Source organism: Marinobacter sp. 3-2 (assembly GCF_003751355.1).
Lineage (GTDB): Bacteria > Pseudomonadota > Gammaproteobacteria > Pseudomonadales > Oleiphilaceae > Marinobacter > Marinobacter adhaerens.
Genome location: NZ_RJUQ01000013.1, coordinates 262,845 through 275,577, shown reverse-complemented (window position 1 = coordinate 275,577; position 12,733 = coordinate 262,845). Strand labels below are relative to the sequence as shown.

10 protein-coding genes are annotated in these 12,733 nt (G+C 59.4%); 7 read left to right on the top strand and 3 right to left on the bottom strand.

Going from position 1 to position 12,733, the window contains the following annotated elements; all coding sequences use genetic code 11:
* Nucleotides 1-23 precede the first annotated feature (23 nt).
* Nucleotides 24-1,193 (bottom strand): acyl-CoA dehydrogenase, encoded by a 1,170-nt coding sequence (locus EDB94_RS08680; RefSeq protein WP_014579055.1) that lies wholly within the window; start codon nucleotides 1,191-1,193, stop codon nucleotides 24-26.
* A gap of 183 nt (nucleotides 1,194-1,376) precedes the next feature.
* On the opposite strand from EDB94_RS08680, the gene EDB94_RS08675 reads away from it, so the two are divergent.
* Nucleotides 1,377-2,738 carry a hypothetical protein gene (locus EDB94_RS08675; protein WP_108018550.1) on the top strand — a complete coding sequence of 454 codons (1,362 nt, stop codon included), beginning with the start codon at nucleotides 1,377-1,379 and terminating at the stop codon, nucleotides 2,736-2,738.
* A 22-nt stretch (nucleotides 2,739-2,760) separates the two neighbouring features.
* Here the strand turns inward: EDB94_RS08675 and EDB94_RS08670 are convergent, their stop codons facing one another.
* Nucleotides 2,761-3,690 carry a glyoxylate/hydroxypyruvate reductase A gene (locus tag EDB94_RS08670; RefSeq protein ID WP_014579057.1) on the bottom strand — a complete coding sequence of 310 codons (930 nt, stop codon included), beginning with the start codon at nucleotides 3,688-3,690 and terminating at the stop codon, nucleotides 2,761-2,763.
* 276 nt (nucleotides 3,691-3,966) lie between these two features.
* Here EDB94_RS08670 and EDB94_RS08660 point away from each other — a divergent pair, with 276 nt between their 5' ends.
* From EDB94_RS08660 to EDB94_RS08640, 5 genes are all read left to right on the top strand, one after another.
* Nucleotides 3,967-4,791, top strand: a complete 825-nt coding sequence (locus tag EDB94_RS08660) for an IclR family transcriptional regulator (protein WP_014579059.1) — start codon at nucleotides 3,967-3,969, stop codon at nucleotides 4,789-4,791.
* A 287-nt stretch (nucleotides 4,792-5,078) separates the two neighbouring features.
* Complete coding sequence (locus EDB94_RS08655) at nucleotides 5,079-7,172, top strand: 3-hydroxyacyl-CoA dehydrogenase NAD-binding domain-containing protein (RefSeq protein ID WP_108018112.1); 2,094 nt, start codon at nucleotides 5,079-5,081, stop codon at nucleotides 7,170-7,172.
* A 164-nt stretch (nucleotides 7,173-7,336) separates the two neighbouring features.
* Nucleotides 7,337-8,521, top strand: coding sequence for an acetyl-CoA C-acyltransferase (locus EDB94_RS08650; RefSeq protein ID WP_108018111.1), 1,185 nt, complete (start codon nucleotides 7,337-7,339; stop codon nucleotides 8,519-8,521).
* 72 nt (nucleotides 8,522-8,593) lie between these two features.
* Nucleotides 8,594-9,700 carry a zinc-binding dehydrogenase gene (locus EDB94_RS08645; protein WP_008177059.1) on the top strand — a complete coding sequence of 369 codons (1,107 nt, stop codon included), beginning with the start codon at nucleotides 8,594-8,596 and terminating at the stop codon, nucleotides 9,698-9,700.
* A 10-nt stretch (nucleotides 9,701-9,710) separates the two neighbouring features.
* Complete coding sequence (locus tag EDB94_RS08640; protein ID WP_108018110.1) at nucleotides 9,711-11,126, top strand: aldehyde dehydrogenase family protein; 1,416 nt, start codon at nucleotides 9,711-9,713, stop codon at nucleotides 11,124-11,126.
* 162 nt (nucleotides 11,127-11,288) lie between these two features.
* On the opposite strand, the gene EDB94_RS08635 is transcribed toward EDB94_RS08640, so the two are convergent.
* Nucleotides 11,289-11,870, bottom strand: coding sequence for a QsdR family transcriptional regulator (locus EDB94_RS08635; protein WP_014579065.1), 582 nt, complete (start codon nucleotides 11,868-11,870; stop codon nucleotides 11,289-11,291).
* A gap of 160 nt (nucleotides 11,871-12,030) precedes the next feature.
* Between EDB94_RS08635 and EDB94_RS08630 the strand changes: the two genes are divergently transcribed.
* Nucleotides 12,031-12,732 (top strand): response regulator transcription factor, encoded by a 702-nt coding sequence (locus tag EDB94_RS08630; protein WP_108018109.1) that lies wholly within the window; start codon nucleotides 12,031-12,033, stop codon nucleotides 12,730-12,732.
* The last annotated feature ends 1 nt before the right edge of the window (nucleotide 12,733 follow it).

Below are 12,733 nucleotides of genomic sequence, written 5' to 3'. Positions count from 1 at the left end.
TTTGGCGGGTTACCCGGGCGAGATCAACTGAAAGCCTGAATGCCTGTCTGGCCTCGGCCCAGAATCAGGGCGTGGACATCGTGGGTGCCTTCATAGGTGTTCACGGCCTCCAGATTCATCACGTGACGGATCACATGGTACTCGTCGGCGATGCCGTTGCCACCGTGCATGTCCCGGGCAACCCGGGCGATATCCAGTGCCTTGCCACAGTTGTTGCGCTTGAGCAACGAGATGGCATCCGGCGTTACGGTGCCGGCATCCATCATGCGGCCCAGTTGCAGAACAGCCTGCAGGCCGATGGTGATCTCGGTCTGCATATCCACCAGCTTTTTCTGGATCAGCTGGTTGGCGGCCAGGGGCTTGCCAAACTGCTTGCGCTCCAGGGTGTAGTTGCGGGCCGCGTGCCAGCAGAATTCAGCGGCGCCCAGAGACCCCCAACTGATGCCGAAGCGGGCCTTGTTGAGGCAGCTGAACGGACCTTTCAGCCCTTCCACCTCAAGATGATTTTCGTCCGGAACGAACACCTCGTCCATAAAGATGGAGCCGGTTTCCGAGGCCCGCAGGGAAAACTTGCCCTGGATCTTCGGCGTTTCCAGGCCCGTGGCACCCTCACGCTCAATCACAAAACCGTTCACCTTGCCGTCCAGCTTGGCCCAGACCACGCAGACATCGGCAATCGGAGAGTTGGTGATCCAGGTTTTTGAACCGCTCAGCAGGTACCCGCCGTCGACCTTTTTGGCCCGGGTTTCCATGCCACTGGGGTCGGACCCGTGATTGGGTTCGGTCAGACCAAAGCAGCCAACGTACTCGCCGGAGGCCAGCTTGGGCAGGATGCGTTTTTTCATCGCTTCCTTACCGTAGGAATAGATCGGGTACATGACCAGGGAAGACTGAACGCTCAGGGCCGAGCGGTAGGCCGAGTCCACCCTCTCCACTTCCCGGGCAATCAGGCCGTAGCAGACATGGTTCAGCCCGGGCCCACCGTATTCTTCCGGTAGGGTCGCGCCCAGCATGCCGAGTTCACCCATCTGGTTGAAGATAGAGCGATCGAACTTTTCGTGCCGGTTGGCCTCGGTGATTCCGGGCATCAGTTGCTCGTCACAGAAGCTGCGGATGCTGTCTCGTACCTGACGCTCGGTTTCGTCCAGTTGGGCGTCGAAACCCAGCAGATCATTCCAGGGTGCGGAAGCCATTGTGTACTCTCCTGAAAGCGAATATCGAAGGCCCGACGCTAGGGGCGAGGGGCTAATCTGTGCTATCTTTGTGTGAACGATGTTTCATTGAGCGAAACACAGTTTTGTAATTTGCTTCCGAAAGACTAATCCGGGTGTTATGGAAATGCAAGCAGTGTTCAAGGCTGACCAGGTGCCCCCGTGTTGAGTGGCATGCTCCAGTGGTTGGTGTCCCTGGCGGTGGTTACCGAGCTGGTTGCCATTTGCCTGGAGAGCCGCGAGCTCAGTGCTGTGGCGGGCGTTATGTTTGTCTCTGCCTTTCTGGCAGGGGCCGGTCGCCTGCAGGGGTACGCCCGGATGCTGCTGGTAATCGCCCTGCTGGTCCTCGGCGGCTTCGCCTGGCGCGGATCTCTCGACGCCGGGCAACTGCTGAAAGCGGCGTCTGACGCGGCCTTCTACTCTGCGTTTCTGGGTAGCCTGGGCATGATGCAGTGCCTTGTTCGCCGGTTCGAGGTATTGCGCCGGATTCACGATGTGCTACTGGATGGAAAGCCTATACTGCTTTATCCCAAGTACGCCCTGGTCAGTTGTGGCGTAGCCACGGTTCTGAGTTTTGGAATGATGAACCTGTTGTGCGGAAGCCTCTCTGAAACACTGCGTGAGCGCGGTATCAGCGGCGAGTCGCGCCTGCAGTGGTTGCGGAGCGTTCTGATCAGTGCCCTCAGGGGCTTTGCCCTGGTGCCGCTGGTGGCGCCCACCAGTGTGGCCGTGGCCATTCTTACCCGCGAACTGCCGCAACTCAGCTGGTCACAGCTGCTGCCATTCGGTCTGGTTGCGGCGCTTCTGATGGTGCTGATTGGCTGGGTGCTGGAACAGCGGCGCTTCCGCAAGGTCAGCAGTGAGCGCATCGCCGTCGAAGGCTGGTTGCCGGGCACGGGGCGCCTGCTTGCGCTGATCCTGGTGGTATTCACGGTGATGGCGGGCCTGGTGGCGACGACCGGTTTCAAGGTGTCGGTGGCGGCCATGTTGTCGGTGCCCACCGTAACGCTGCTGTACATGCTCTCGCAGGAGCGGGCGCTAATGCCGGTTTTGAAGGAGGGTGCGGGCCAGGTATGGGCCATGCAGAATGAAATGGCAATTTTTGCCGCCTCTGCCATCCTGGGAGTTGCCCTTTCTGCGGTCATTCCGGCGGATGCGCTTGCTGGCCTTGTCGCCACTGGTGGCGGCGTGTTCCTGGTCGCTGTTGTGGGCATGCTGATGCTGCCCATGTTCTCCATGATCGGCATCATTCCCATCACGGTTCTGAGTGTCCAGGCGGGCTTGCTGCCCCAGCTGGTAGCAGAGGGGATGGATTTGCTGCCAGTCGCCGTGGCTCTGGTCATCGGCTTTTCCCTGGCCATGATGCTCTCGCCCTTTGGCCCCTCCGTCATGCTGCTGTCCCGGTTCGGGCAGATCTCCCGGTGGGTTGTGGCGTTTCGGTGGAACGGCCTGTTTGCGCTGATCGCGTTGCCTGTACTGCTGGTTCTTACGGCGCTGGTGGCCTGGCTGGCGCCGGCCCTGACCTGACCGACGCTGCACATGGCGTGGATCAGTAGCCCCGTTCGGTGTCCACGATTCCCGTAATGGCAAGGCCCTGGGCATGATCGCGTATCTTGCCGGTGATCTGCTCGATGGTGGCATCCCGCAGGGTTCGCGCAGAGATGTGCGGGGTAATGGTGATTTCTTTCCGCTGCCAGAACGGGTGTCCCTCCGGAAGGGGCTCTTTCCGGAATACATCCAGGGATGCGCGCAGCAAGGTACCGTCGTCCAGGGCCCGAAGCAGGTCGTCCTCGACCAGGTGTTCACCCCGGCCTACGTTGATCAGCACGGCGCCGGGTTGAAGCTGACTCAGTAGTTCATAGTCGATGATGTTCCGGGTGTTGTCGGTCAGGGGCAGGGTGTTGACCAGAACCCGGGTGGCTTTCAGAAAGTCACCGAGCTCGTCCGGACCGGCATAGGTGCTAACCCCTTCCAGGCTATGCTCTCCGCGGGCCCAGCCGCTCACCCGATAGTCCAGATTGGCCAGCGTGCTAGCAACCCGCTTGCCGATATGGCCCAGTCCCATGACACCCACCGGCCACTCGCTGCGTTTGATAGGCCGATGGATTTTCCAGACCCCCTGACGCTGTTGCTCACGGTAGGTTTCCATCTCGCGGCTGGCTTCCAGCAGTTGATGCAGCACGTATTCTGCCATCTGCACAGACATGCCCGCGTCTTCCAGACGCACAACCGTCAGTGCCTCAGGCAGGTTGGCAACCTTGAGCAGTCCGTCAATGCCCGCCCCCAGATTGAATACGGCCTTCAGATGCTTTTCCCGCTCGAACAGGGCCTCGGGTGGCTGCCACACGATGGCGTAATCCGCATCAACAGCGGGCCCTTCCGGATCCCAGACGTAAACCTTGGCTTCCGGCAGCAGTTCCTTGATGGGCACTGTCCAGCGCTCGGGTTTCGGGTCGCCTGCCACAAAAAGAATCTTCATTTTGCCTCCGGGGGTCGTCACAGGGTTCGCTGGCTGCTAGTTTGTTTTGCAATGCAGAACGGTAAATCGGATAAATTCGGAAAAGTCGGTACACAATACCGCCTTGCGATTCCAAATTTGAAACATAAGTAATAAGTGTTTCATATTTGGTACGGATTTTGAAAAGACTTTCTGGTACTTGATTTCTGCAGCGATTAAAATGATGAATTCTTGATTATTCACCATATTAATACACCGGTTACCGGAGCGGGCGACGCGGTTGGAGGACGTCCCATTATGGCAGGAAAAAAGCAGATCTCACCCGAACTGAAAGTGGCATCCACTGACGGTGAGCCCGTGAAGCCGGAGAAAGACCGCAAGTTCGTCGAAGCCCTGTCCCGCGGCCTGGACGTGCTCCGCGCCTTCAGTCAGGGGCCTGTCATCCTGGGGAACCAGGACATTGCCCGCATCACCGGGCTGCCCAAGCCGACCGTGTCGCGGATGACCTACACCCTGACCAAGCTGGGTTACCTCAGCTACAACACCCAACTGGAAAAGTATCAGTTGAGTTCCGGGGTGCTTGCACTGGGTTATGCCTACGTGTCCAACCTCAAGGTTCGCCAACTGGCCAAGCCCTACATGGACGAGTTTGCTCGCCAGACCAACATGTCGGTCGGCCTTACCTGCCGTGACAGGTTGCACATGATCTATGTGGAAAACCGCCTGCCACCGGAAGCCTCCCTGCTGCGCATGGACATCGGCCTGAAGCTGCCCATGGCCACCACCTCTGCCGGCCGTGCCTACTACTGCGCCATCAGCGACAAGGCCCGCCTGGTGATCGACGACGCCATGGCCGCCAAATTCGGAGATGACTGGCCCGAGAAAAAGGCCGGCCTCGACCAGGCCATGAAGGATTACAAGGAACACGGCTTCTGCCTGTCCATCGGCGAGTGGGACCGCAATATCAACTCCGCCGGCGTGCCCATCCATCTGCAGGACGGCACCATCATGGCCCTGACCTGTGCCGCGCCGTCCTACCTGGTGCCGGCCGAAAAGCTTCGGGGTTCCATTGCCCACCAGCTGGCCATGCTGGCAGGCGATATAGAATCTCTGGGTGTTTAGCGTTTAAATGCTGAAGCCAGAAGGGAGGCTGCGGGAAGGGTTTTACGAAACCGTGCGGAGCCATGGATGGCGGAGCCGAGCGTACAGGGACGTATTCACAGCGTGTTTCGGAAAACCCTTCCCGTAGACTCCCAGACTCCGTGCTCCAAGAAACCGCAGAAGAACCCCTGCGGTTTTTTTGTGCCTGTAGTTTAATGGGTGGTTGAAACCACAAACGAACTTGTATTAAATCGTACGCATGTTTCGCTAGTTAAAACCATATTTCAGAACGAATGCGAGGAGAAATCATGTCTGAGGTCGTTAGCTATAACCGGGAAGGCAACATCGGCGTTATTACCGTGAACTACCCGCCGGTAAACGCCCTCGGCCAGGCTGTTCGTTCCGGTCTGCTCGCAGCCCTGGAGCAGGGCCAGAAAGATGCCGAGGCCAAGGCGCTCCTGCTGGTTTGTGAAGGGCGCACCTTTATTGCCGGTGCAGACATCCGTGAATTCGGCAAACCCATGCAGGAGCCCACGCTGCCGACACTGGTCAACACGTTTGAAAACAGCGACAAGCCGCTGGTTGCCGCGATCCATGGCACGGCCCTCGGTGGTGGTCTGGAAACCGCTCTGAGCTGTCACTACCGGGTTGCGATCAGCAGCGCCAAGGTAGGCCTGCCGGAAGTGAAGTTGGGCCTTCTGCCGGGTGCTGGCGGCACCCAGCGGCTGCCGCGCCTGACCGGCGCCCGCAAAGCCCTGGAAATGATCACCACCGGTGAATTTGTCGGCGCCAAGGATGCCCTGGCACTGGGCATTCTCGATGCCGTCGAAGAAGGCGACGATATCCGCGCAGTGGGCATGGCCTATGCGCAGAAAGTAGTCGACGAAGGCAAGCCGGTACGTCGTGTTCGGGATATCACCGACAAAATCGAGGCGGACAAGGGCAGTGATGTCTTTGACCAATTCCGTGAAGAACTGAAGAAGCGGGCCCGCGGCCTGTTCTCGCCGTTCAAGTGTGTCGATGCCGTGGAAGCGGCGTTCAATCTGCCTTTTGACGAAGGCATGAAGCGCGAGCGGGAACTGTTCATGGAATGCATGGAATCGCCCCAGCGCGCCGGTCTGATCCATTCGTTCTTTGGGGAGCGTGAAGTCTCCAAGGTCAAGGGACTGTCCAAGGATACGCCGGTTCGTGACGTGAAGAGCGTTGGCATAATTGGTGCCGGCACCATGGGTGGCGGTATTGCCATGAACTTCGTCAACGTGGGTATTCCGGTCACCATCGTCGAGGTCAAACAGGAGGCCCTCGACAAGGGCCTGGCTATCATTCGTCGCAACTATGAGAACTCCGCGAAGAAGGGCAAATTGACCCAGGAGCAGGTGGAACAGCGGATGGCGCTGATCACCCCGAGCCTGACCTACGACGATTTCCGGGACGTTGATCTGGTCATCGAGGCGGTGTTCGAGAACATGGCCATCAAGAAAGAAATCTTTGCCAAGCTCGATGAGGTCTGCAAGCCGGGTGCGATTCTGGCGTCCAATACTTCAACCCTGGATATCGATGAGATTGCGTCTGCCACCAAGCGACCGGAAGACGTAGTGGGCATGCACTTCTTCAGCCCGGCCAATGTGATGAAGCTGCTGGAGAACGTGCGTGGCAGCAAGACCTCCGACGAGGTCAAGGCCACGGTGATGGCGGTTGCCAAGAAGATCAAGAAAGTGGGCGTCATGGTGGGCAACTGCTACGGCTTTGTCGGCAACCGGATGCTCCACAAGCGCGGCACCGAGGCCATGTCCCTGGTGGACGAGGGCGCCACCCCGCAGCAGGTCGACAAGGTATTGACTGATCTTGGTTTCCCCATGGGCCAGTTCGCGATGTCAGATCTGGCAGGGATCGATGTCGGCTATCGCATCCGGGAAGAGCGCCGCAAGGCTGGCGAAGACATTCCCGCCAGCTGGATGGATAAGCTTGCCGAACAGGGCCGCCTTGGTCAGAAGACCCAGGCAGGTGTATACAAGTATGAGGAAGGCAGCCGCAAGCCGATTCCCGACCCGGAAGTGGAGCAGCTGATCGAGCAGTTCCGCAAGGAACAGGGGATTACGCCCCGGGAGATCACCGATCAGGAAATTCTCGAGCGCTGTGTGTATGTGATGATCAATGAGGGCGCGAAGATCCTGGAGGAAGGCATCGCCGATCGTCCTCTGGATATCGACATTGTCTGGATCTACGGCTATGGCTTCCCGGCCTATCGCGGTGGCCCCATGTTCTGGGCCGATCAAGAAGGTCTGGATACGATTCTTTCGGCGGTGAAGAAGTACCAGGATACCGTTGGTGGCGAGCAGTGGGAGCCGGCGGCTCTGCTCGAGAAGCTGGTTGCTGAAGGCCGTAAGTTCGCTGACCTGTAACTTGGCGGGCGGGTCGCAGGGCGGGGTGTCTTTTCCTCTGGGAAAAGCAACTCGCTTTGCTCAGACATCTTTTCCCGGCGGAAAAGATACCCCGCCCCACGACCGGCTTAGCTGAGTGTTTAGGCTAACCCGACCTACATGTTTCAAAAATTGAGGGCATTGTTATGTCTGATGCAGTAATCGTCTCCACCGCGCGCACCGGCCTTGCGAAATCCTACCGGGGCTCTTTGAACAACACGCACAGCGTGGATATGGCAGGTCACGTTATCAAGCATGCTGTTGAGCGCGCAGGTATTGATCCGTCTATTGTTGAGGATGTGATCATGGGCGCGGCCTATCAGGAGGGCGCCCAGGGCCGGAATATTGCCCGTCTGGCGGCCATCCGCGCCGGTCTTCCGGTGACCACTGCCGGGTTCTCCATCAACCGGTTCTGCAGCTCGGGGTTGCAGTCCATTGCCCTGGCGGCACAGCGGGTGGTGTCCGAGAAAGTACCCGCCATTGTGGCCGGGGGCGTTGAGTCCATTTCCCTGGTGCAGAACGAGAAGATCAACAGCTTCCACGCCACCAATGAGTGGCTGATGAAGAACAAGCCCGAGCTGTACCTTTCGATGATTGAGACGGCGGATATTGTCGCCAAGCGCTACAACGTCAGCCGTGAAGCCCAGGATGAGTATTCGCTGATTTCCCAGCAGCGCACGGCGGCGGCCCAGCAGGCTGGCAAGTTTGACGATGAGATCGTGCCTTTCGATGCCACCATGCTGGTCAAGGACAAGGAAACCGGTGAGGTCAGTGAAAAACAGGTGACCCTTAAAGGTGACGAGTGTAATCGCCCGAATACGACCCTTGAGGGCCTTGCGGGTCTGGAGCCGGTGCGTGGTCCGGAGCAGTTCATCACGGCGGGCAACGCCAGCCAGCTGTCGGACGGCGCCTCCGTGTGCACGGTGATGAACAGCACCTATGCCGAGAAGCACAACATTGAACCCATGGGTATTTTCCGTGGCTTCGCTGTGGCGGGTTGTGAGCCGGATGAGATGGGCATCGGCCCGGTGTATGCGATTCCGCGCCTGCTTGAGCGCAATGGTCTGACCATGGATGACATTGATCTGTGGGAACTGAACGAAGCCTTCGCGTCGCAGGTGATTTACTGTCGTGACCGCCTGGGCATTCCCATGGAGAAGCTGAATGTAAACGGCGGCTCAATTTCCATCGGCCACCCCTTTGGTGTTACCGGCGCCCGCCAGACAGGCCACGCCCTGATCGAAGGCAAGCGCCGTGGGGCGAAATACGTGGTGATCACCATGTGCATCGGCGGTGGCCAGGGTGCTGCTGGCCTGTTCGAGGTGGTTTGAAGCCGGCCTGTATGAGATCGGGGTCAGAAGAATGCTTTCTTTTGACCCCTTGTTGACCAAAAGGGGAAATGCATGGACAGACAAGCAAAAGCCGTCGTCTGCCGGGAATGGGGGCAGCCTGTTCAGGTGGAAACCATCACGGTAGAAGGCCCCAAGCGGGATGAAATCACCATCAAGATCGCGGCCTGCGGTGTTTGCCACAGCGATCTGTCTGCCACCACGGGTAAGATTCCCTACCCGCCTCCCCTTGTATTGGGGCACGAAGCCGCCGGCGTGGTTGTCGAAGTCGGTGAGGGCGTCACGGCCTTCAAGGAAGGCGACCATGTGGTGAGTACCTTCATATCCATGTGCGGCAAATGCAGCCAGTGTGTTCGTGGCCGCCCGGTGCTCTGCGAGAACGCCCGCAAGGCCATGTTCAACCTGCCGGATGGCACGGTCAGAACCAAAGGCGCGGACGGCGAGCCCCTGAACGTCTTCGGCGCCTGCGGCGTGATGGCCGAGTTCGCCACCATGCACGTGGACAACTGCGTGAAAGTGGATGAAACCGTACCGATGCAGAACGCCGCCCTGGTGGGCTGCGCCGTGATGACCGGTGTCGGCGCTGTCTTCAATACGGCAAAGCTGGAGCCCGGCTCCCGGGCCGCCGTGTTTGGCATCGGCGGCGTTGGCCTCAACGCCATCCAGGGCTGTGTGACCGCCGGCGCCGAGATGATCGTGGCGGTGGACAGCAACCCCGCCAAGCTGGCGATGGCGAAAGAGTTTGGTGCCACCCACACCGTGAATATTAACGAGGTGGAGGACGCCGCCAAGGCTGTGAAGAAAATGACCGGCGGCGTTGACTACGCCTTCGAATGCGTCGGTGCCGGGCCGGTGGTGGAACAGGCCTATAAGAGCCTGGGCCGTGGCGGTACCGCCGTGGTCGTGGGTGTGGCAGATCCGAAGGACAAGACCTCGCTGACCACCCTCACCCTGCCGGCGGACGAGCGAACCCTGAAAGGCAGCTGGCTGGGTTCGGCAAGGCCGCAGCACGATTTCCCCAGGATCCTGGGTCTTTACAAGGCTGGTAAACTCAAGCTGGATGAACTGGTTACCCGGACCTACACCATAGAAGAAGCCGCACAGGCGTTCGATGATATGGTGGCAGGCAAGAACGCCCGTGGCGTTATCGTATTTGAATGAAGGGGGAAGCATGAACGAGCTGAACAGGAACTACATCAACGGCCAATGGGTTAGCTGGGCCGGTGACATGATCGACGTTCACGAAGCTGGCACCGGTGACGTGATTGCCCGGGTGCCTGCCGCCGGCGCGGATGAAATGGAACAGGCCATTGCTGCCGCCGATGCGGCGTTTGAAAGCTGGTCGGAAAGCACCCTGGAAGAACGAATCAAGGTGCTGGAACAGCTGCACGCGGGCCTGAAAGAGCGCGCGCCGGAAATCGCCGAGACCGTCTGCCGGGAAGTGGGCATGCCCATCAAACTGGCCACGCCGATCCAGGCTGGTATGCCGGCAGCCGTGACCAAGAGCTACCTGAAACTGCTGCCCGACTTCCCGTTCACCGAACAGTCCGGCAACTCCGAGGTGCAGTATGCGCCGGGCGGTGTGGTTGGTTGCATTACCCCCTGGAACTACCCGCTGCACCAGGTGATCCTGAAAATCGTCCCGGCGATTGCGGCCGGTTGCACCGTGGTGCTCAAGCCTTCGGAGATCGCTCCCCAGACGGCGTTTATCCTTGCCGAGATCCTCGATGGCACAGACCTGCCCAAGGGCGTGTTCAACATGGTGTGCGGCTATGGTCATACGGTGGGTGATACCCTGATCAAGCATCCGGATGTGCGCATGGTGTCCTTCACCGGCTCCACCCGCACCGGCAACCTGATCGCCCACGCCGCTGCCGATGACTTCAAACGCTTCGCCCTGGAGATGGGCGGCAAATCCGCCTCCGTGATCCTCCCGGACGCCGACCTGGCGGCTGCCGTTAAAGGTACCATCAACAACTGCCTGCTGAACTCCGGCCAGACCTGCACCGCGCTCACCCGCATGCTGGTTCCGGCCGACAAGCACGACGAGGCCTGTGAACTGGCCGCCGCTGCCGTGGCTAAAATGACCCCGGGTAACCCGCTGGAAGAAACCACACGGTTGGGCCCGCTGTCGTCTGCCCAGCAGCGTGACAAGGTGATCGACTACATCAAACTGGGTATCCAGGAAGGCGCCAAGCTCATCGCCGGTGGGCCGGAAGCGCCCGAGGGTTGTGACAAGGGTTACTTCGTAAAGGCGACTGTCTTCGGCAACGTCAAACCAGACAGCCGCATCGCCCAGGAAGAAATCTTCGGGCCGGTGCTGTGCGTGATCCCATACAACGACGAAGCCGAAGCGGTGAAAATCGCCAACGGCACCCAGTACGGGCTATCCGGTGCGGTCTGGTCCGGCGACGACGCCAAGGCCAAGAAAATCGCCAGCAAGTTGCGCACTGGTCAGGTATTCGTGAACGGTGGTGCGTTTAACCCGATGGCACCGTTTGGCGGCTTCGGCCATTCCGGTATCGGCCGCGAATTTGGCAAGTGGGGACTGGAGGAGTTTCTGGAAATCCGGTCTTTGCAGCTGTAAATGCCGATAGGCTGGGCTGCCGATCGGTGGCCCTGAGAGTTAGATCGGCCACGGGGTGGGGGTGTCTTTTCTGCCGGGAAAAAATGTCTGAGCGAAGCGAGTTGTTTTTCCCAGAAGAAAAGACACCCCCGCCTCGGGGCCAGCCCCCAAAGCCTGTAAGCCCTAGGCCTTCCCCCCAAGCAAAATCCGCACGGCCGTACAGGCATCCTCCAATTCTGCCTCCCTGGGTTCCCGCCCGGCGATGATGTCGCTGTAAAGGCAGGACTCTGCCAGTCGGATCATGAAGTAAGACAGGCTGAAGATGTTCATTGGTGGCTTGATATGCCCGGCCGCAACCTGGTCTTTCAGCATCCGCGTGTTGGTTTCCACCGTGCGGGTGTGGAGAATGGATTGCGACGAGGTGAGGATTTTCAGGGCATATTCCGGATCCTGGTTGATGAATCGCCGCAGCGGCTCGAAGTGCAGGATCGCGGAGTTGGTGCGGCGGTACACGCCGACAATGTAGTCCACGCCAGTGCCGGGCGTTTCGGCCATGGCCTGTCGCCAAAGGGGTTCGTACAGGGACCAGAGAATCTCGCCGATCAGCAGATCCTTGTTGCCGACCCAGCGAAACAGGGTGGCGCGACCAATTCCGAGCTCATCAGCCAGCGGCGCCAGGTGAATGCGCTCACCCTTGAGCCACATGCGACGTGCTCGCTTGAACGCCTCGGCCGGTGTTGCCCTGGTTACGGTTTTGTCTGCCACTGAAACCTCATGCCCGAATTTGGATTCATTTTAACGGCTAAACCCGGAGCCGGCTATGCGCGCGGTTCTGGCGGCTTGTGATGGTTTTGTGAACTTTTCCGCCTACACTCTGCCATGAAAGCATCGAAAGCCACCGGCAAATTCAGCGAAGCCCACCACCATGACGCGAACGGTACTGATTATTGAAGACAACCCCGGCATCGGTGAGCTGGTCCGTATGCAGGTTTCAGATCTGGGAATGAAGCCCGTGCTCGTGGACCGGGGGGATACCGGCCTGGAACGGTTCCGTGAGGGCGGCGTCGATCTGGTTATTCTGGATCTGATGTTGCCTGGCCTGGATGGTTTGGCGGTGTGCCGCGAGATTCGTGCCTGTCCGGGCTATGTGCCGGTTCTGATGTTGACGGCAAAGAGCACAGAGCTGGATCGGGTCCTGGGCCTGGAGATGGGCGCGGACGATTACCTGACGAAGCCGTTCAGCGTGGCGGAGCTGGCAGCCCGCATCAAAGCGCTTTTCCGACGTGTAGACGCACTCTCTCAGGCAGCGCCTGCCGGCGATCAGGCTGATGAGATTGAGGTGGACGGGCTTCGGATTGATCCGATTCGCCGGCGAGTGTTTGTGGATGATCGGGAAGTGGACCTGACCGCCCGCGAGTTCGACCTGCTCTGGCACTTTGCCTCCCATCGGGGCCGGGTGTTCAGCCGGGCGCAATTGCTCGATTCTGTGTGGGGTTACAACCATGAGGGCTACGAGCATACCGTGAACACTCACATCAACCGCCTGCGCAACAAGATTGAAGCCGATCCCGCCGACCCACGATACGTTCAGACGGTCTGGGGTGTTGGCTATCGGTTCATGGATTAGC